This window comes from Clostridium pasteurianum (genome assembly GCF_001705235.1).
Lineage (GTDB): Bacteria > Bacillota > Clostridia > Clostridiales > Clostridiaceae > Clostridium_S > Clostridium_S pasteurianum_A.
This window is the reverse complement of record NZ_MCGV01000001.1, coordinates 3653096-3674019: the sequence shown is the minus strand read 5'-3', so window position 1 is coordinate 3674019 and position 20924 is coordinate 3653096. Positions and strand designations below refer to the sequence as shown.

The following is a 20924-nucleotide window of genomic DNA, read 5'->3' as shown; positions in this document are numbered from 1 at the left end:
TAAGATTACATCATAATTATTATTAATTTAATAATTCAATACTATTTGGGGGGTATTTTTATGAAAAAGAAACTTTTATCAATTTTATTAGCTGCTTCTGTTTTATCAAGTTACAGTAGTTTCAGTGTTTTTGCTAAAATTACAAACACAAAACCATCAGTAAAGCAATTTTCTTCAATTACTAATAATCATAGGACAAGCCTTAAAAGCACAAATTCTATCGAGGACAAAAAGAAAGACGTATTTTTCCATGGTAACCTATCAGAAAAGTTGGAAATTAATGAACAAGCTATTCTTGCGTACCTGGAAAAAAATAAGTCTATGTTTACAACTGTAAATGGATCAGATTTTAAAGTATTGTCCATAAAAAAATCTACTGATTCAAATTACACAATAGTAAAAATAGCTCAAACATCAGATGGCATCCCTATACATGGAAGTGAAATCATACTGAATTTAGACAAAGACGGTGTTATAAAAAATATAATAGGAACTGTTAACAAAAATTATAACACACCTCGATTTGCCGTAAAAAGACAGAATATCTCACCTATTCAGGCAATTAATACTGCCAAAAAACAATTTGCCTACTCTTCTTTAGTAGAAGAACCTAAAGCCGAAAAAGAAGTTATAATAAAAAACGGCACTGCTACTGAAGTATACCGTGTAAATATACATTACATTAAACCCGACATAGCAAACTGGGATGTTTTAATTGATGCTTCTTCTGGAAATGTAATTAAGATACTGGACAAAATAGAATATTCAGGTCCTGCAAGCGGTACAGGTACAGCAGTTGATGGGACTACAAAACCTCTTAATTTATATTTTACAGGAAAATTATATGAAATGATAGACTCAACTAAACCAATGAGTGGACAAATTGAAACATATTCAGCTGCTAATGAGGAGACTGAACCCGGAAATATAGTAACTAATACTAAAAATACATTTACTTTAGAAAAATACAAATCAGATGTCAGCGCACATTATTATGCTGGTGTTGTTTATGATTTTTATAAAAATACACTTGGCAGAAACAGTATCGATGATAACGGAATGAATATAATTTCTACAACGCACTATGGTAATTCTTATGATAATGCTTATTGGGATGGAAGCCAGATGGTTTATGGCGATGGTGATGGAACTGAGTTTACTTACTTTAGTGGTGATCTCGATGTAGTTGGTCACGAATTAACTCATGGTGTAACACAATATACAGCAAATCTAGACTATCAGGATCAATCCGGTGCTCTAAATGAATCAATTTCAGATGTATTTGGAGTTTTAATAGAAACCTACGATGAATACAATGTAAAACATGGTGGCTCATGGAAATTCAATCCAACAGATTGGGCTGTAGGAAAAGGTATTTATTTAAACAATACAACTGGTAAAGCTTTGAGAAGTCTTGCTGATCCAACCCTTTATGATCAACCTGATAATATGTATGATTATGTATCTACAAGTGATGATAATGGCGGAGTTCACACGAATAGCGGTATACCTAACAAAGCAGCTTACTTAGTTGCAAAGTCAATAGGATGCCCAGAAACAGCCAAAATATATTATAAAGCACTAAGTAGTTACTTAACTTCTAGCTCTGATTTTTCATCTGCAAGAGATGCTTTAGTATCTGCTGCTTCAGAACTATATGGTGATTCTTCTAATGAAGTAAATGCTGTAAACTCTGCTTTTGATACCGTTGGAGTTTCATCTTCTAATAATCAATAATTTTAAATTCAAAAAAAATTAAGAATTAAGAATGAATGTAGATTTTCCATGGTAAAGCGGCGGAGAATCATCCTTCATTCTTAATTCTTCTTTCTTGATTCTTAATTTTTAATTAATTGCAAATTTATACATAATGTTACTTTAATGTTATAAAAATTATTAAAATTTCATAAAGTTTTTACTTATACTATAATATTTAACAAATAAGCTAAACTCTTTCTATCTTCGGTCGATAATCTCATAATGGGTCTATTTTATTGATACTTTATAAAAGTGCCCTAGAAATTTCAATAACTGAGGTGATTAATTAATGTTAAAAAATGCGAAAATATCGCACAAAATAACACTACTGTCTATAGTCTTAATATTATTTAACCTTATTTTAGGCTTAACAGCTTACAGCTCCAACAAAAGAGCTAATGATGATTTTTCAAAAATGCATAATAACGATCTCAAGGCTATAAATTTAATGGATGATGTGAGAATACAGTCAAGAACTGCTCAATATGATTTACTTAATATAACCTTGAACAACGGAAACAAAGAAAATCAACAATCTTTTTCAACCGAACTTAACAATAAAATTAAAGGAATAAAAACTGATGTCAATGCCTATAAAAAGTTAAATCTGGATAAAAACGAAAAGGATTCTCTTACTGCAATTGAAAATAATATTCCAACTTATACTGATTCATGTCAAAAGGTTGTAACCATGGCATCTGACGGTTCAACAAAAACAGAAGATATATATAAATATATTACGGATAACATTAATACTTTAGATGGATTCAGAAAAAAATCAAATGCTTTATTAAAATATCATATAAAAAGTGCAGATAATACATATAAACTATCTACTTCCAGTAATAATAGATTATCTAAAATACTCATTTTAATTTCTATAATAACTATATTAGCCGCTATTGTACTTACATATTTAATAATAAAGCCAATTACTGTTTCATTAAATGCAGCTACAAAGTATTTAAAAATAATGGGAACAGGCGATTTTACTAACAATATAGAAACCGGTTTACTGGAAAGCAATGACGAAATAGGACAAATGTTAAAAGCTGCTAATCAAATGCAAGAATCCATAAAAGAGCTTTTAACATCTATAATAAATGAATCCTCAAAGGTTCAAAACATGATTAATAATGCTGATAGCAGTATGTCAAAATTATCTGCCCATGTACAGGATGTATCCGCTACAACAGAAGAACTTTCTGCTGGAATGGAAGAAACTGCAGCATCAACAGAAGAAGTAAATTCAGCCTCAGAAGAAATAGGAAATACAATTAAAGCTATTGCTGATAAGGCAAATGAAAGTGCTGCTACTTCTCGTGAAATAAGTACTAAAGCAGATAGAGTAATGTCAAAGGGAATGTCATCTAAAAAAAGCGCAGATGAAATTTATTCATCTACAAACAAGGATTTAAGAGATGCCATAGAGCAATCAAAATCTGTTGAAAAAATCAAAGTATTATCTGATTCTATACTTCAAATCACATCACAAACAACACTGCTTGCCTTAAATGCTTCTATTGAAGCCGCTAGAGCCGGTGAAGCTGGTAAAGGTTTTGCTGTTGTAGCTGATGAAATACGAAATTTAGCAGAGAATTCAGAAGGTACTGTAACTGAAATACAAAATATTACACAAATAATACTAAATTCTGTAAAGAAACTTTCATCAAGTTCCAGTGAATTATTAAACTTTGTTGAAAATAAAGTAATGACAGATTATGTTGCTTTAGTAAATACTGGTAAAGAGTATGATACAGATGCTAAACATGTTTATAATTTGTCTTCCGATTTTACTGAAGCATCGACTCAATTAGAAAGACTTATGAAAAACATTTCTGAATCACTTAATGGAATTGCTTCAGCTGCAAATGAAGGAGCTGAGGGTACTACTAATATAGCGGCCAAAACAAACAGCATAGCTGAAATGACAAATAATATAACTAAAGAAACAGATAATTTAAAGGAAAGTATGAATACCCTTTCAGCTCTTGTAGCTAAATTCAAAATCTAATTGCAAAGCAATAGTATTTTGAAACATTAAATAAAACTCATAAGTCTAAGCTCCAAATTATAAAAAGACTAAGAAATTTTAATAACTCGCTGAAAAAAGCTCAAACAAATTAAAATTTCTAAGTCTTTTTATAATTTGGGGCAAGACTTCAAGAAAAAAATTCCTCCGTACCTACGGAATTTTAGGTATGAACTATACAGATTCAATTAGTAAATCGCTATTTAAATAAGCAAACTCTTGATGTTTCTACGAAGTTTGTGAAATTTAAATAGCTGATTTACTTTGATATCTATACCAATTAGCTTTAAGTAGGTTAATGTAATGCATCAATTATCATTAATCTATTATAAATAAAATATTACACAGGACTTCAACTAAGCCATTATACTTCTTACCCTTTAAATATTTTATTTACCTGTTCAACAAGTACAAAGCTATATGTTTTCTTTATCAAAATTGTACTTTAACTGCTTTTCATTAGTACCTTTTATGGATTTCATATCTCTAATAGTAATTTTTTCGTCACCCACAATATGTCCAACTAATAACTCTGATTTTAGATCATGTCTTAAATAATTTTTTTCCACTAAATCATGGTTAAAATTAGCATAACAGTATAAGCAATGATGTCTACACGTATTGTACTGACCGATATCCACACTTTTAACACAGCCACATGTTTCTCTTTGCGTATCATCTTTCTTTACGCTAACAGGTACTTTAATTATCTTTGATATAAGCTCATCATCTATACATTTACCTTTTTCAATACCGTATTTAGATAAGTCTATACTTTCTGAACATGTTTGCATTTTAATATTATACTTTGCTGCAATAGTTGCAAGTCTTTCACCTATTTCACACATGGTTTTTTCATTAATTTTAGTTATATTTAGCTCAACAGTATTTCTTTCAGTTTTTTTGTACCAATCTAAAAAACTTATAACACATTTTTCAGTATATCCCGAAAGCTCACTGCAAAACTTTTCAAACCATTTATAATGATATTCTTTAGTGTAAAAATCATTTAAAAATATAGGATCATACCTCCATATAACCTTTTCCATACCTATAGTTCTTGATAGTTTTTTAAAGGTTTTAAGGATTTCACTTTTTCTCCTTACCCCCTTTTCAACATCTCTTCTGTATGAGGTTATTGTAAACTGAAAGTAATAATTAAATTTTTCCAATTCATTTAACCTTTTAAGCATAGGTTCTGCATCTTTAGTCCAAAAAACAAAGCAGTCAACCTTATTGGGTGTAAGTTCTACTTTACTAACTTGTTTTACATTGAATGGATTAATCACATAAACAAAACCATCTTTTACTCTATTAAAAAACCATTCGCTATAAAAATGCGGTACATCAGTTCTTCTACTTACACTAACTATCATAGTCTAACACCACTTTACAAATAATCATTTTATGAATTTAATTATTTCATTTGATCCTTTAATAACTACATTATCCTTATAATCTAAATAGATGAAATTATATTTATCAATAGTTTCTCCTAATAAATCCTTAATTTTATTTGGAGCAATGATATATACGCTGCTATCAATAGGTTCACTCCATGAACTTTTAAATTTATTTATATTACGATTTTTTCTAAATCTATCTGGTATATCTCCTGTAAGCTTTGAAGATACTGATTTTATCCCATCCAAAATATCATTTTTATTAATCTCATTAAAATTCTTTTTAATACATGTAAATTCAACTAATCCTCCTGCCCACATGAGATAAACATAAGTTTTCATATTCTCACTGTAAACCAAGAATCTTTTCTTTACATCATCAGCTGGCCATTTAATAGCTCCTATTTGTGCTGAAACAAGGTTTTCAATTCTGTACAGTTTCTTTACGTTATTCACTTTTCCAATACTATTAATTACACTCTTTGAGTTTTCACTAAATATATATCTAAACTCTGCAGGTGCATTTAGCATTAAGATTATACTATCAGTTCTACTAACCCTCATCTTATCCACACAATAGTTTAGTATTGACCCTATAAGCCCTTTTTTATCGTAAATACTTTTATTAGACTTAACATTTTCATTAAGCTCTTTAAGTATATTGGATGTTGGTTCATTCACCAATATCTTCTTGAATTCTGCTACAGTAACCTTTTCATCTGTTATATAAGCACTTAAATATCTCTTCTTAAACATTTTTTCCCTCCTTATATATTAATTCAATCTATACTACTTTTATTATTTCATTTCAAATTCCATTTCACTTGACAACGTTTTCCTAACCGGACACTTTTTTAAAAGCTTAAGAACAGCTCTCTTCTCTTCATCTGACATATCCCCAATAATATTTTCCTCCTATAATGTATATAATACCTTTTTAATATTTATAAGTTAAGTTTCATCTCAAACTCAATTTCATGCTTTATAGGTATGCCATAATCTCCTTTTTGTGGTATGGATGGCTTTATTTTTCTCGATGCCTCCAAAGCATTATAATATAGATGAGTCATGTCAAAGCCTCTTTTTTGATAAAAACGCATTGCATTCAAATTATCATTTGTGGTAACTAATTTTATTTTAGTACATTTCTTTTCACTTGCTATTTTAACTACCTCTTTTACAAGTTCAGTTCCAATTCCGCAATTCTCCTTCAAACTATCAAGGGACATAATTTCACACTCACTATTCTCAAATCTGCATGTAATTAGTCCAATAATATTTTCATTTTCATACATCACTAAGCCATCCAGTACTGTCATATCAAATATTTGTCCTCTAACAACCATATCAGTTGTAAACCAATGCTGAACAATAAAGTTATTTACCTCCTGTCTATTTTTATTTGTTATACTCCTTATGTCCATATTTTATCTCCTTTTTATTATCTCAACAAGCCAGGTAAAGTTAACTATATGCTTATATTTAACCTGGCATCCAAAATCTTCTGAATAATCTTTAATTTTTTCAATATCTGTATAGTATTCGTCCTCAATTATATTCCATAAATCTTCCTTATTACCTTTAAATAATATCTTTTTTTCCTCTGCCTTTTTTTCTTCACTCAAAAACATCAAATCTGCAATTACAATTTTTCCACCTGGCTTTAAATATTCCATCATAATTCTAACCGCCTTTTGCTTTTCATCTGGTGTTAAATGGTGAAATGCATAAGTTGAAACTACCACATCAAACTTATTTTCTTCAAATGGTTTATCCAAAAAATTTCCCAATCTCACTTTTATATTAGGATACTTATACTTTGCCTGAATCAGCATCTCTATACTTTGATCCATTCCTAGAAAATTTAAATTGCCATTAAGTTTACCGTATAAATTTCCCGTGCCGCATCCAATATCCAATACATTCACTGCATTACTTTGAGATATTATTTTTGCTGTACTTTCAAGAACGAAATCATATTTTTCAAATAGCTTCAAATCACCAGTCAAATCATTTTTAACTGAAGCGTCATAGTTTTTTGCCCATGAATCAAAATTCCATTTATCAAGCCATTCATCCCTTTTCTTGATATTCTCACTTAAACATTTGTCTATTTTGCTAAAATACTCACTATAATCACTTATTTCATTTTTATTTAATGCATCATTAATGCTATCATCTAAGACAGCTTTAATATTTTTTAATTCATTTATCCTATTTTCTACAGCCCTTAGCTGAACCCACAAGGCACGTACTATTTTATTTTCTCCATCTAGATCTTCATTGAGTAAAGTTTTAATCTTTTTAAGTGGTATACCCATTTCCTTTAAAACAATTACCTGCCTCAACTTTAAAACATCATCTTCGCTATAATTCCTGTAATTATTTTCTTCCCTTTCTGGTACTATAATGCCTAGATTTTCATATATTCTAAGCGCCTTTGGAGAAACTTTAAGCTTGTCACAAACTTTTTTTGTATTCATTAATAATCACCTCAATAAAACCATAAGCCCTGCCCCTTAGGCAAAGTCAAGCTGTTTATTGGTATAAAAAATCGTATCCTTTTTCCGATGAACTTACAATTTTAAATTTACAGTTATTTAGCACTCTAATGGATGCAGTATTATTTTTTACAACTTTGGCTGTTATTCCTTTACAATATTGAAATTTACGAGACCATTGTATTAACGTTTTCAGTGCTTCTGTCATAAGCCCCCTCTTTCTATAATTAGAAGAAATACTATATCCAATCTCCGTATAACCATTTTCATCTGGCAAACCTTTAAAGCCAATAAAACCTATACCTCTTTTACTTTCATCATCTACAATTAGCCAATAAGTATACCATTCATAATTATCTTTACTAACATTTCTCATCTTTTTTAACTTTTTTAATATTGGAAGTTCAACATAATTAAGTACGTCCTCTTCAATGATTACTTCAAGTTTATTAAGTTCATTTCCACAAATATATGTCAATTCCTCAAAAGATAATGATATCAAGCTAATTCTTTCCGATTTCAACTTCATTTATATTCACCTTCTTTGCATATCTCATGCAGCATATGTTACACGGATTTATTTTACTTAATTATTACCAAAATTATAACATGTATATGTTGCAAATTAACATTGATTTGTAACATTAAAAAAATTCTATAAATCTAAGATAAAAAAATAATAAAATCCTAAAAGTTTTAATAACTCGCTAAAAGATGCTCAAACAAATTAAAACTCTAAGTATTTTATTATTTTTCGTTTCAAAATACTTTTACTTAGCAACATTTAGTGCAACAGTCCCTTAAATTTTTTTATAATCTCAATGACTACGCTCCGTGTGCAAAATATTGGACAGCGTTTCTACCTAAAACTTCATTGTAAGTTTCAAGAACTCTGTCCGCAAAATGCTCTACAGAGTACTCTCTAAGTTTATACGATAAATTTTTCATTATATTATTTCTTAATTTTTCACTTCTTATAACGCTGAGTAACGCACTTATAAATTCATCTTCATTTTTATAAGTGAATCCCGTTTTCCCATTTATTATTAAATCTTTTACGCAAAGATCCCACCTGCATATCGTTGGCAAGCCACTTGCAAGTGCTTCTATATAAGTTATTCCTTGAGTTTCACTTTGAGATGCTGTTACAAAAATATCTCCAAGCTTATAATATTTATAAATTTCTTCAGACTCAATCATACCTGTAAATTTCACATACTCTTTAATATTGCTTTCCTTTACTAGGGTTTTTAATCTTCCTAAAAAAGGTCCTCCACCAACTATAAGTAGTTTTATATTACTTACATATTTTAGAGACTTTCTATATAATTTTAAAACTTCTTCAATATTCTTTTCTTCAGCAATCCTTCCAACATAAAGCATTACAATATCATTGCTGCAAAGTCCATATTTTGATAGAAGTTTTTCCTTTTCACTTTTAGGTAGCTGCCTATTAAATTTTGTCATATCTATTCCTGTTGGAATTACTTTTATATTGGTAGAAACATTGTAGCTTTCTAATTTTAATTTTACTTTTTCTGTTGGTGCTATAACAGCTTCAAAAGTATTTAAAAGTGCTCCTGTTAATTTGGGAAGAACTGTCCTTTTTAAAGCCTTACCGCATAAAAAATAGTGCATATAATCTTCGTACATTGTATGATAAGTGTGCACCTGAGGTATATTTAGTTTTCTTCTTATATACTTAGCCAAAATCATCGTTGAGAATTCAGTTTGAGAATGTATTATATCCGGGCTCCATTTTATTAGTTCACCTACTAATTTATTTTTAATAGGTTTCATAATTCTAGAATTGGGATAAACATTTGTACTATAAGAACTTAAATAAAAAACATCGCCTTCTATATATTCCTTTCCACTTGATGATAAGGTTAATATTTTCACGTCATGGCCTAAATATTTTAACTGCCTGTATAAATTAGAAGTAGAAATTACCACTCCATTTGTCATTGGATAATACGCATCAGTAGTAATTAGTATTTTCATTTTGACCTCCAATTTAAATTTATTTACCATTATAAGTATTGCTTTATATTCACATTGTAATTCATAAACATTAAGATTGTATTAAGAAATACACATATTTCACAAAAGCTAAATAATACACTCATTTAACTTTTTTCGATTGTTTTGTACATTTTTTCTTGTTTTAATATTATTTCTGCAAATTAAATATGATATAATAAGCATACTTTAAATATGAATTTTAAATTTTATTTTAATTGTCAATGTTTAAATTTTTGTATTTAGGATATTAATTTAAAACAGATTTCAAAATAATTGTAGTAAATAAATGTTTGGGGCAGGTGATGTTATGTCTTTTACAGTATCAGTAAATAAGCAAATTGAAGATTTCAAAAAATTTATTTCAAAATATAAGATTCCCATAATATATTCTTTTATATTCAGTTTAATTTGTTTTGGTTTTATGCTGACCAATCATTCCTTAACTATAGATGAAGAAACTTGGATTAACGGCAACAACTTAGGTGGAATTAAATTATGGTTAATGCAGGGAAGGTTCGGAATATTTCTACTGGATAAAATCATTTCTCCAAGTGGAACCTATGTGCCTTTTTTATGGGATTTCTTATCAATTTTAATATGGCACTTTTCCGGAGTTTGCTTTTTATATTGTATATCAACTATTTATCCAAAATTCAGTAAATTTTCTTTCTTTACATTCTGTGCATATTTTTCTTCCTTACCACTTGTTGTAGGTGAACTTCTTTCCTATTCCATGTTCAATTTACAACAATCACTAGGGATGTTATTCATGGCAATCTCAACTTTCTTCATATATAACTACTTTAATACCAATAAGAAAAAACATATTGTAGCTAGTTCAATATTTTTATTTACAGCTACATCTATTTATCAGTCATTTTCAGTTATATACATAATAGTAATTGTATCCTATGCACTGATTTACATACTAAAATCGGATTGTGTTAACATTAAAAAAATTATAACAAAAATCATAAAATCCATACTAGCATTTTGGGCTGGAGTTTCACTATATTACATAATTAACAAATTCATAACCACTTACATAGCTCCTGATTCTGGTAACTATCTCTCAGGTTACATAGGCTGGGATAAAGGCAAAAGCAATATTCACGTTCTTCTAACTACTTTTCACTACATAGAAAAAATACTTCTTGGAGATTCAGCCGTTTATGGTGGAAGAGTACTTTTAGTGATAACTGTTTTATTTTCTATGTATTCAATTTTTTCCTTTATAAATGCAAAAAAGGCTTATAATAAATTCATGATTTGTATTCTATCAATTATGCTTTTAGTATGTCCTTTTATCTTATCCATCATACTTGGAACTTCAGGCATAGATGGTCGTACCTATGTTTCACTTCCCTTAGCTGGAGCAATTGAACTCTTTTTAATTATTAATGAAACCTCAAAAATTAAAATTGCAAGGCAAGTAGTTATAATAGCTGTTATTTGCATTTTATTCCTAAATTCAATGTACATGAACAGACTTTTTTATGACAGTTTTGTTGTATATCAATATGATACAAATATAGGGAATGAAATCATACACGACATAGGAACTTACGGATATGATTATAAAAACACTCCTATTGTATTTATAGGTATGCACGATATAAACAGAAAAATCATTTCAAGTTCTGGCTCTACAGGCGGCTCATTTTTTAGCTGGGATGATGGCAATAATGTCAGAATAACAAACTTTCTAAAATCTAAAGGTTACAGCGTTATTATGCCTGCAACCGATCAAATTAAAGCTGCTTACAATTCCTCAAAAGGCCTTCAAAATTGGCCAAATAGAAACAGTATTAAAAAGATACAAAACTGCATAATAGTAAAATTATCTGATCCATCACAAACCTGGATGTCCGTGAACGGCGTGAAGTAACAGTGCCGAAGGAACATTAAAAAAATTCTATAAATCTAAGGAAAAAAATCATAAAATCCTAAGAGTTTTGAATAACTCACTACCGTTCAAACAAATTCCAAACTCTAAGTATTTTATGATTTTTTCTCCAAGATTTATTAGAATTTTTTTAAATAGTTCCTTCAACACTGTTACTTCACTTTAATGGTAAAAACAAGGTAGATTTTCTTCCGTTACTCTCCTGAAAATCTGAAATTAAAGATTGTATGAAACTAAATTTTAGATTATATAAAAAGGCTAAGAAATTTTAATACTTCCCTCTCGCCTCAGATGGATTAAAATTTCTTAACCTTTTTACAATTTAAAGCAAAGTCTTATTGATCTTTATTTAAACAGTGGTGTCTAAGTTACTTCCATTCTGCTGATTTGCATAACTTGTTGAAGAATCACTATTACCATATAACTTTAAGTAGCTTGACTGGTAAATACCGCTTTCCAAAGCATCATAATTATTCAAAAGATTCATACTCACTAAATCAGGAGATGACTCACCACCTTGAAGGAAAGAAATTATGTCGGGATTTTCCGTAGATAATTCACCGTTTGGAATAGTTGGAACGGTTATATCTCCAGAACTATTAACAGTAATACCTAAATCGCCACCATTTTGCTGATTCGTACCACTTGTTATAGGGCTGCTATTTGAAGAATCACTATTGCCATATACCTTTGAGTAACTTGATTGATAAATACCGCTTTCCAAAGCATCATAATTATTTAAAATATTCATACTCGATAAATCTGAAGATGACTCACCACCTTGAAGAAGAGAAATTATGTTAGGATTTTCCGTAGATAATCCACTACTTGGAGTAGGTATATTAGTGGGAATGGTAAGATTTCCGGAACTGTCATATGTGAGTCCAGTATCATAGTTAGGCTCAACTTGATTATAAATATCTTGAAGCTCAGAAGTCGTATTCTCACCCATACAATTGTCTTTCATATAGTCTTCCTGTACAGACGAATTAAGATCACTTACTAAAGGAACACTTGAACTTGAGGCTCCAGGTTGATTTAAATTATTCCATAATGACATCATATTATAAGTATTCATAACACCATCTACATCCATAGGACACACCTCCTTTTATTAAAATAGTTAAAAAATAGAGTGCTTTTTTTATATGTCGTATGATGAATATAGTCATTTAGTATATAATAAGATAATTTGTCGAATTTTTCATGAAGAATAAATTAACATTTTATAAAAATTATATAAACTGTATAATTTGCCTATGTTAAATTATAATATATTTACTTCATTAACCATATTAAAGCACTTTGAAACCTTTTGGGTATTTCAGTAAAATGTCCCCCATTATTCCACTGTAAAATCAAATTTTCTTGGGCTTGAAGTTCATCCCTGAGAATATTAAAAGCTTTTCTTGTGCAGTCTCCAACTTTAGCCATACGCTGATTGCGGCTTTTTTCCTCTGCCTTACCAAGGGAAATATATACTTTTGCATTCTTGTTTAAAGGACTATTCTCTTCCATGAACTCTATCCATCCATCGTACCACATCGAAGTTGAAATACTGCCAATCCTGCCAAAGATTGAAGTTTTATAAAGTGCATATAGTGCAGCAAGTCCTGCCAAAGAATATCCTATTAGTGCAGTATTATATGGTTCCGACTTGGTTCTATAGTTTTCGTCTATAAAAGGTTTTATTTCGTAAATAAGCTTATGTAAATATATATTGGCCTCTCCTTTAAATTCTTCTGTTTTCTTTGTCAAAGCAGGTGCCGGCCAAGGTGTGTAATTCGAGTTCCAATTTTGTGCTTCAATTCCGATAGTTATAAATGTCTTACATTCAGAGTGAAAATACGGCTCAATTTTACCCATAATTTCACTTATATTACCCTCACCATTTATATATACTACAGAATATTTTTCATTTGAAGAATCATACCCTTCTGGAAGGTATATTTCACAATTAAAATTACCTATCTTGATTTTATGTATATTTCCTTTCATTTTCCCACTTCCTTGTATTTACACTTCAAATAATAAAAAACATATTAACTTACAAATATATTTTTTATTATACAGCATATCTACAATTAGCAAAAAAATATAAAGGGCTAAATGCCCTCTATATCTATATCTTAAATTTATTTATCTCTTGCTGCAACTTTTTAGCTAATTCCTGTAACTCAGATGTATGCTCAGTAAACTGATCCATCGTAGCTGTAACTTCTTGTGTTGAAGCTGAAACCTCTTCTGTTGAAGAAGCTGTCTCCTCTGAAATAGATGAATTACTCTCTACCTGATCAACAAATATCCTCTTTTGAACCTGCATGCTTTCTATTGATTTTTTAACTTCTTCAACCTTCTCATTTAAAGTTGTTACAGAAAGTAATATGTCCGTAAATATCTTCTCAGTTTTTTCTACAGCTTGGTTCTGCTGTGTACTAATTTTCTCGTTATCTTCCATAGCTTGAACTGCTGTGCCGGCTTTTAATTGAATATTTTCTATTATGACTTTAATTTTTTCTGTAGAGCCCTTTGATTCTTCTGCAAGTTTTCTAATTTCATCAGCAACTACTGCAAAGCCCTTTCCAGCTTCCCCAGCACGTGCAGCCTCAATAGAAGCATTTAACGAAAGTAGATTTGTTTGCTCTGTTATTTCATTTATAGCATCTGAAATTATACTAATCTCTTTTACACTATTATCCATATCAAATACTATATCCGCAACTTTAGCAGAAGCCTCCATTGTCTCGCTATTTTTGTTTATTAATATGTTTACAGTATCTATTCCCTGTTTACTAAGCTCTTTAGTATCCTGAGATACATTATTCATATCATGGGTAACCTTTTCAATATTATCTAACTTTTGTGATAACTTACCTATACCCTCTGAAGTTTCTTGTGCATTATCAGCCAGATTATTAGCACCTTGTGATATTTCAGTAACAGCTACTGCAACCTGTGACATTGAAGCATTTGTTTCCTCAGCCATACTTGAAAGATTTGATGAAGTATCAAGTACTGTATTAGATGTATGCTTTGCACTTTCCAATAACTGACCTATATTTTTCATCATAAAATTATAGTTTTCTCCAAGTTCACCAAATTCATCTTTTGACTCAATTTCTACAGTATCAGATAAATCTCCGCTGGAGGCTTTACGAAATGCTTTTTGCAGCTTTTTAATATTACGAGCCATTCCCTTACTCATTAAAAATGAAACAATTGTCGCAACAAATGCTGCTGCTAATATGATTAATAATGTTGTCATTAATATGCTACCTGTATCATTTTTCAATTCACTTTCTGGCAGTGTAGCTATTAACCTCCAACCTGTTAATTTATTAGTTTCATATGCTCCAAACTTTTGTACTCCATTATAAGTATATTCAATAAATCCACTTCCACCTAACTTTGCCTTATTCCAAAAGGATAACTTTGCAGCACCATATGTATTAATTACTTTTTTATCAGGATGAGCTAAAAACTTCCCTGAAGCATCTGCAATAAACACATATCCTGAATTACCTATTTTCTTGTCAGCTATTTTATTAGCAAGTGTAGATAATGTACAATTCATTCCCACAACGCCAACTACTTGTCCGTTATTTTCTACTGTACAAGCAACTGTAACAATATCCTTACCTGTTAAAGCATCTTTATATGAAGAAGTTATTATAGTTTTACCCCTATTTGCTAAAGCTTGTTTATACCAAGGTCTTTTCGTTGCATCAAATCCATCAGGTAACTTTAAATTAGGATAAACTGCAAATTTACCAGAAACTGTTCCATAATAAACAGAAAGTATATCTTCATCACTTTCTTGTGCACACTTCAGTAAATCAGGAACATAATTAAAATTATTGTTCGTATCAACGTTTACAAAATCATAATTACTTGACATAAGTATAACAATATTTCTGAATTTATCCACATAATCTGTTATTCCATCGTTTACCTGCGAAAGTGTTTGCTCACTTGTAAGACTTAATTTTTTGTTAAGAATTACTTTTGATTGATTATATAGAAGAATTCCAACTATAAGCAAGGGGATTACACAAATTGAAATCAAACTAATAATTAATTTACTACGAATACTATTAAAACTTATCCTCTTTTGCCACATCTTTAACTAAAATCCTCCATTTTCATGTGATTGTGAATTTTGCGCAAAATTCCTTTAGCCCTCGTGCGAGCAATATATCTGATTAATAATATAAACTCATATGAGGGCTTCATTTAAGTATCGTTACATTCTGAAATTTCTGCAACTGTAAGTAATTCCTTGTATGGAAACATTATTACTTAGTTAGAAATGCTTACTTAAAATGTATCATTTTTTAATAAGCCATTATGTTGTTTCCATTATAACTAATAATTTGCATTATATTTATTTTCATCCTAAAATTAGGTTGTACGAGTCTAATTGCAAAACCATATACGAATAATAGAAAGGATGTTGTTAATGAAAACTATAATCAACGATACAAGCTATTGTAAAGTAAAAGGTATTCAGTGCGATGGATATCAATTGTTTAAAGGAATACGTTATGCTAAAGCCAAAAGATTTGAAAAACCTAAGATGGTTCTTTCAACTGATGAAATTTATAATGCCACAAAATTTGGATACACATGTCCTCAGCCACCCCAAGTTAATACCAGTTTCTACGCTCATGAATTCTGGAGTGACAAAAAATATTTGACTACAAATAATGAGGATTGCTTATGCTTAAATATATGGAAACCGGATAATGCTGAAAATCTACCAGTTGCCATATGGATTCACGGAGGATATTTTAAAACTGGCTGTAACTCTAAGATGGAAGTTGATGGGCAGCATTTTGCTGATAAGGGGATAATTTTAGTATCAATAAATTATCGTGTGGGAATTCTTGGATTCCTATGCAGTGACCTAATTAGTGATGAAAACGGTCTAAGTGGAAATTACGGAATTTTTGATCAACTTTGCGCTATTGACTGGATTCATAAACATATAAAATCTTTTGGTGGAAACCCTGACGACATAACCCTAATGGGACAATCCGCAGGAGCCATGAGTGTACAAACCTTGGTAAGCAGTCCACTGCTTCAAAACTGCATTAAAAAAGCTATTATGCAAAGTGGTGGAGGATATAATAATGGATTTAATAGGAATATTAGATTAGAAGAACTGAAGGAAATACATAAAGATGTTTTAACACAAATGGGAATACAAAGCCGTGAAGAATTAATGTCTATGGATGCAATGGAATTATTATTAAAAGCTGAAAAGGTTAATGTGAAAATGGATAAACTACTATTGCTATTTTGTCCTGTAATTGATGGCTACTTGTTAAAAGATACCTACGAAAATATAATTAAAAATGGAATCAAACAAATTCCTTACTTAGTAGGCTGCACTAAAAATGATATGTTTGTCAAAGGTTCAATAGAGGAATCTCCTATTTATAAAGGTTGCACTGATTTTGCAAAATATGTTGAGAGTCCTGTATATCCTTACCTGTTTTCAAGAGTACCTTTAGATGATACAGGCGAAGGAGCTTTTCACTGCTGCGATTTATGGTATTCATTTTATACATTAGATAGAAACTGGAGAAAAAAAGATAAAACAGATTATGAACTAGCTTATAAAACAAATCTCTACTGGGCTAACTTTATTAAGACAGGAAATCCAAATGGAAATGGTCTTCCTACCTGGAATGAAGGCGAAATTATGGAGTTAAAGGACTAAGCACCAAAACCTAAATTCTAAGGGTGTAAAAGCAGCGGAACTCATATAAATCTACCGCTGCTTTTATCTAAATTATTTCTTTTTCATAGATATTATCTGTATTATGACCACTATAACAAGAATTATAATTCCCACAATACATAATAATGAAAACAAAGCAAACCTTCCAAGACTTCCAATTGCAGGCAACCCTGTTTTTGTCGATGAATTCTCCATAATAGCTAGTACCAAGAAAAGAATTATCCATATTGTATCAATCACATAAAATATCATATATTTTTTCACGGTAACTACCTCCTAATTAAAAGCACTGGCATAAGTATGAGTAGACAGCAAATAATATGATTCCGTATAATGCGGATTTTCTATGCCAAATATTCCTGACCTAATAATAGCTATTTTAGCACTTTGATATCTTTTAGCTGTATTAAGTTCAACTGCAAATCTTACAGCATTTATTTTATTTCCCATAAATGCTGCTAACACCTGCATAAAATATTCTGGCTGCTGACAAACTGTAAAATCCCATCCCGCAAACAGGAAACCATCATACCTAGTAATAGCACAATACGGCAGCGCATTGTCCGGTATTTTAGCTATAGCCTTTTCTCTGCTGTCTTTAGAAGTTCCATAATTTCTCACGGTAATATTATTTGAAGAGCCATCTCCATGACAGGAACAGGTATACTCATAAGCTTGATTTCTGTTTCCCATAATATCAGACAATTTTTTAATAGTATCACTCATACCAATTGTATCATTAGTATAATCTACTACCCCAAACTTATTTTTACAGCCGGTTAAATCTTCCCATTCTTTTTTATAATTATCGGCTATACTAGTAGAAACTGATTTTCCATAATGGGTAAACTTCCAGGCAGCCATTGGCAGATATGGCACAAGATCATCTGTATTTAAAATATTATATATTCCTTTATAGCTGCCAGCATTAGAAGCGGTTGTAGTATTAGGAGCTGCAAAAGTATATGCATACACATTTTTAGACTCATCCACCAATCTCGCCCCAATAATATCGGCTATTGCAGCACCCCTCGAATGTCCCATTACCCAATATGCCGTAGATACTGATTTATCCGTATATCCAATTTTTTCATATTGATCTAAGCATCTAAGTATCCTAGTTGCAGCTACATCAAAGCCCTTGTGGTTATTTTCTACTATCCAATCAGGATATTTATAATAATTATCAGTAGTTCCTATATCAAAATTGCTTGACCACTCCTGAATTGTTCCATTTGTACCTCTTACAATTACAGCAATAATCTCTTTTGTTTGACCCTTATATGAAACTTTTCTATGTCCAATATATGCTTCAGACACATCTGCATCATTATACATTTTAGCTAAATCATAATCACGTACATCACAAATACCATTGTCCTCCATGTATGCTTTTATGTCCATACCTGAATATTTACCTCCATCATATACAACAGAAGAATACAATGATGATATTGTTCCTATATCCTTTGAGTAAGAACTATTACTTTGAAAGAAATCTCTATAATCCATTGTATATGACACCTTAGAATTGGAATAATCAGTATGTAACACCCCTGAAGAAGTATTATCTAAAGGCTTTGAATCAACATTATCATTTTTTCCGTCATAATCGGTATCTGGTAAAACAGGATTTGATTTATAATGATATACTGTAATGCTTGTCTTCCCCGAATAATAGTCCTTAGGAATTCCATATGCCTGCAAAAGTTGATTAATAGATGGGGTTAAATCCTCCTGAATCGGTGTTCCAAGTTCATCATAATCACTAACTCCATCTCCATCTGAATCTGTACCGCTGCTTTGAGAAACTGGACCTTTAAGCTTAACATACTGATAATCACTTAATAAAACCCAGTTGCCATCACTTGCTGATGCATTACTTGTATTATCATTTGGATTTATAGCCGTATCAGCTTTTATACTTCGTGCAGTAGACTTAGGTTTTGCACAGTTTTTTACCTTATTTAGTGGATCTACTCCCAAATTATTTAAAAATTCTTCTGTGTTAAGTACAAAATAGATACCTTCACCAGAAATACTTGCATATAAAGATTTATTTTTATCATCTCTCTCTGTAGTTAAAGGGACAAACCTATTGTCTGTATACTGGCAGATAGTGAGTTTATTTACTTCTGATATGTCATGATTAGCTAAAAAATTACTGTAAGAAAAACTTAGCTTTAATTGACTATCTTTATTTAATGAAGTTTCTACTTGAAGCGGTTTGCCAATAACAGCACAATTTTTGCTGAGAACATCATTATGATACTCGTCCAAGAATACTTCCTTATCAATTACCTTAGCCAAAGCGCCTGATAAGGCTGGTACAAATAAATTACTGCTGTCTTTTAATGTATCTGCAATTCTTTTACTACTTAAATTTTGCTGAATTTTTCTTTCACTATCTTTAGTAACACCGTCAGAACATGCTTTTAGTGGATTCAAGCCTAAACGTACTTCATCTCCATCTGAAATGCCATCTCCATCAGTATCACTAAGTAACGGAGAAGTATGATATTTCTTAACTTCATCTCCATCTGAAAGGCCGTCCCCATCAGTATCTTTCTTAGTGCAATCTGTGCCTAGCTTTATTTCCTCTAGATTACTCAATCCATCACCGTCAGTATCCTCATCTCCATCATTTATACCATTTCCGTCGGTGTCTTTTTTTAGTGGGTTAAGGTTGAGTTTAATTTCCATATAGTCGCTTAAACCATCACCATCAGTATCAGCCTTCTCTGGATTCGTTCCATAAACTTTTTCAAGTGCATCAGGTAATCCATCATTATCTGAATCCTTGGTGCTATCATCCATATCTTGCTTTTGACTGTTGTTATTTGTGGGTCTTGCTTTGTAATTTGACAAATTTTTGTTATAATCTGAAATTTTCTTCACATGGCTTGTCTTACTTTTTTCTGCTTTTACCTGTACAGTACCAATAGATGAAACTATCATAAACATTACCATTAAAAAAGAAAAAAGTTTCTTATCGCTTTCTTTTTTATGCTTCATAGATAATCGCCCTCTTTTTATCCTATTTTTATTATTTTTACTATATATTAACATATTATCATGTATTTTCCCTATTTGCAACAACTTTTATAAATAATTGGAGGAAATAAAAAAAGTTCAAGAATTTTAATTTCTAATTCTTGAACTTTTAATATATATTATTTTGCAGATTTTAAATATGTAATATCATAGCAGTTGGATTTAGTCACATTTATTACTGTATTAATATCCTTTTTTAAATCATCAATACTCTGTTTAGTTTCTGTTCTAAATTCTGTCAAGTCAGCAGTTTGTTCATGAACGCCATCGATTTTTTTCTCAATTCGATTTTGGCCTTCTTCTAGTTTTCTTTGACCTTCTTCTAATTTTCTTTGGCCTTCCTTCAGGTTCTGTACATCTGATTTCAAACTACCTACATCTAATCTTAAACTTTCCTGACCATCTTCTAATTTTTCCAAACGCTTATTAGTCTTTACCTGTTCTAATTGAATTTGTTTTAAAATTTCCAGTATCTGATCTTCCACTAATACCACCTCAT

The 20924-nt window shown here is 30.5% G+C and carries 16 protein-coding genes; 4 read left to right on the top strand and 12 right to left on the bottom strand.

Features of this window, described 5'->3' with window-relative positions; genetic code table 11:
* Nucleotides 1-60 precede the first annotated feature (60 nt).
* Both BEE63_RS16415 and BEE63_RS16410 read left to right on the top strand, forming a co-directional pair.
* Nucleotides 61-1737, top strand: coding sequence for a M4 family metallopeptidase (locus BEE63_RS16415; protein WP_066022403.1), 1677 nt, complete (start codon nucleotides 61-63; stop codon nucleotides 1735-1737).
* Nucleotides 1738-2047: 310 nt separating this feature from the next.
* A complete protein-coding gene (locus BEE63_RS16410; RefSeq protein ID WP_066022402.1) occupies nucleotides 2048-3772 on the top strand; it encodes a methyl-accepting chemotaxis protein in 1725 nt (574 codons plus the stop codon).
* A 434-nt stretch (nucleotides 3773-4206) separates the two neighbouring features.
* Here the strand turns inward: BEE63_RS16410 and BEE63_RS16405 are convergent, their stop codons facing one another.
* The 6 genes from BEE63_RS16405 to BEE63_RS16380 form a co-directional block, all read right to left on the bottom strand.
* A complete protein-coding gene (locus BEE63_RS16405) occupies nucleotides 4207-5166 on the bottom strand; it encodes a DUF1848 domain-containing protein (protein WP_066022401.1) in 960 nt (319 codons plus the stop codon).
* A gap of 24 nt (nucleotides 5167-5190) precedes the next feature.
* Entirely contained in the window at nucleotides 5191-5949 is a 759-nt protein-coding gene (locus tag BEE63_RS16400; RefSeq protein ID WP_066022400.1) for a hypothetical protein, read from the bottom strand.
* 188 nt (nucleotides 5950-6137) lie between these two features.
* Nucleotides 6138-6617, bottom strand: a complete 480-nt coding sequence (locus BEE63_RS16395; RefSeq protein WP_066022399.1) for a GNAT family N-acetyltransferase — start codon at nucleotides 6615-6617, stop codon at nucleotides 6138-6140.
* 3 nt (nucleotides 6618-6620) lie between these two features.
* Nucleotides 6621-7676 carry a MerR family transcriptional regulator gene (locus BEE63_RS16390; RefSeq protein ID WP_066022398.1) on the bottom strand — a complete coding sequence of 352 codons (1056 nt, stop codon included), beginning with the start codon at nucleotides 7674-7676 and terminating at the stop codon, nucleotides 6621-6623.
* A gap of 55 nt (nucleotides 7677-7731) precedes the next feature.
* Nucleotides 7732-8223 (bottom strand): GNAT family N-acetyltransferase, encoded by a 492-nt coding sequence (locus BEE63_RS16385; protein WP_066022397.1) that lies wholly within the window; start codon nucleotides 8221-8223, stop codon nucleotides 7732-7734.
* Between the two features lie 296 nt (nucleotides 8224-8519).
* Nucleotides 8520-9698 (bottom strand): glycosyltransferase family 4 protein, encoded by a 1179-nt coding sequence (locus BEE63_RS16380; RefSeq protein WP_066022396.1) that lies wholly within the window; start codon nucleotides 9696-9698, stop codon nucleotides 8520-8522.
* A gap of 307 nt (nucleotides 9699-10005) precedes the next feature.
* Between BEE63_RS16380 and BEE63_RS16375 the strand changes: the two genes are divergently transcribed.
* The gene (locus tag BEE63_RS16375; RefSeq protein ID WP_081312584.1) at nucleotides 10006-11607 is read left to right on the top strand and encodes a glucosyltransferase domain-containing protein; all 1602 of its coding nucleotides are present in this window, start codon (nucleotides 10006-10008) and stop codon (nucleotides 11605-11607) included.
* Nucleotides 11608-11974: 367 nt separating this feature from the next.
* Here BEE63_RS16375 and BEE63_RS16370 read toward each other — a convergent pair whose 3' ends face one another.
* The 3 genes from BEE63_RS16370 to BEE63_RS16360 all read right to left on the bottom strand — a co-directional run bounded on the left by BEE63_RS16370 (nucleotide 11975) and on the right by BEE63_RS16360 (nucleotide 15745).
* Nucleotides 11975-12721, bottom strand: coding sequence for a hypothetical protein (locus tag BEE63_RS16370; protein ID WP_066022394.1), 747 nt, complete (start codon nucleotides 12719-12721; stop codon nucleotides 11975-11977).
* Between the two features lie 182 nt (nucleotides 12722-12903).
* The gene (locus tag BEE63_RS16365) at nucleotides 12904-13623 is read right to left on the bottom strand and encodes an alpha/beta hydrolase (RefSeq protein WP_066022393.1); all 720 of its coding nucleotides are present in this window, start codon (nucleotides 13621-13623) and stop codon (nucleotides 12904-12906) included.
* A 124-nt stretch (nucleotides 13624-13747) separates the two neighbouring features.
* Nucleotides 13748-15745, bottom strand: coding sequence for a methyl-accepting chemotaxis protein (locus BEE63_RS16360; RefSeq protein ID WP_066022392.1), 1998 nt, complete (start codon nucleotides 15743-15745; stop codon nucleotides 13748-13750).
* A gap of 339 nt (nucleotides 15746-16084) precedes the next feature.
* On the opposite strand from BEE63_RS16360, the gene BEE63_RS16355 reads away from it, so the two are divergent.
* Nucleotides 16085-17350 (top strand): carboxylesterase family protein, encoded by a 1266-nt coding sequence (locus BEE63_RS16355; RefSeq protein WP_066022391.1) that lies wholly within the window; start codon nucleotides 16085-16087, stop codon nucleotides 17348-17350.
* A gap of 72 nt (nucleotides 17351-17422) precedes the next feature.
* Here BEE63_RS16355 and BEE63_RS16350 read toward each other — a convergent pair whose 3' ends face one another.
* From BEE63_RS16350 to BEE63_RS16340, 3 genes are all read right to left on the bottom strand, one after another.
* Nucleotides 17423-17635: a hypothetical protein gene (locus BEE63_RS16350; RefSeq protein WP_066022390.1), complete on the bottom strand. Its 213-nt coding sequence runs from the start codon at nucleotides 17633-17635 to the stop codon at nucleotides 17423-17425.
* 12 nt (nucleotides 17636-17647) lie between these two features.
* Complete coding sequence (locus BEE63_RS16345) at nucleotides 17648-20386, bottom strand: lipase family protein (RefSeq protein ID WP_066022389.1); 2739 nt, start codon at nucleotides 20384-20386, stop codon at nucleotides 17648-17650.
* A 158-nt stretch (nucleotides 20387-20544) separates the two neighbouring features.
* Nucleotides 20545-20910 carry a hypothetical protein gene (locus BEE63_RS16340; protein WP_242874822.1) on the bottom strand — a complete coding sequence of 122 codons (366 nt, stop codon included), beginning with the start codon at nucleotides 20908-20910 and terminating at the stop codon, nucleotides 20545-20547.
* Nucleotides 20911-20924 lie beyond the last annotated feature (14 nt).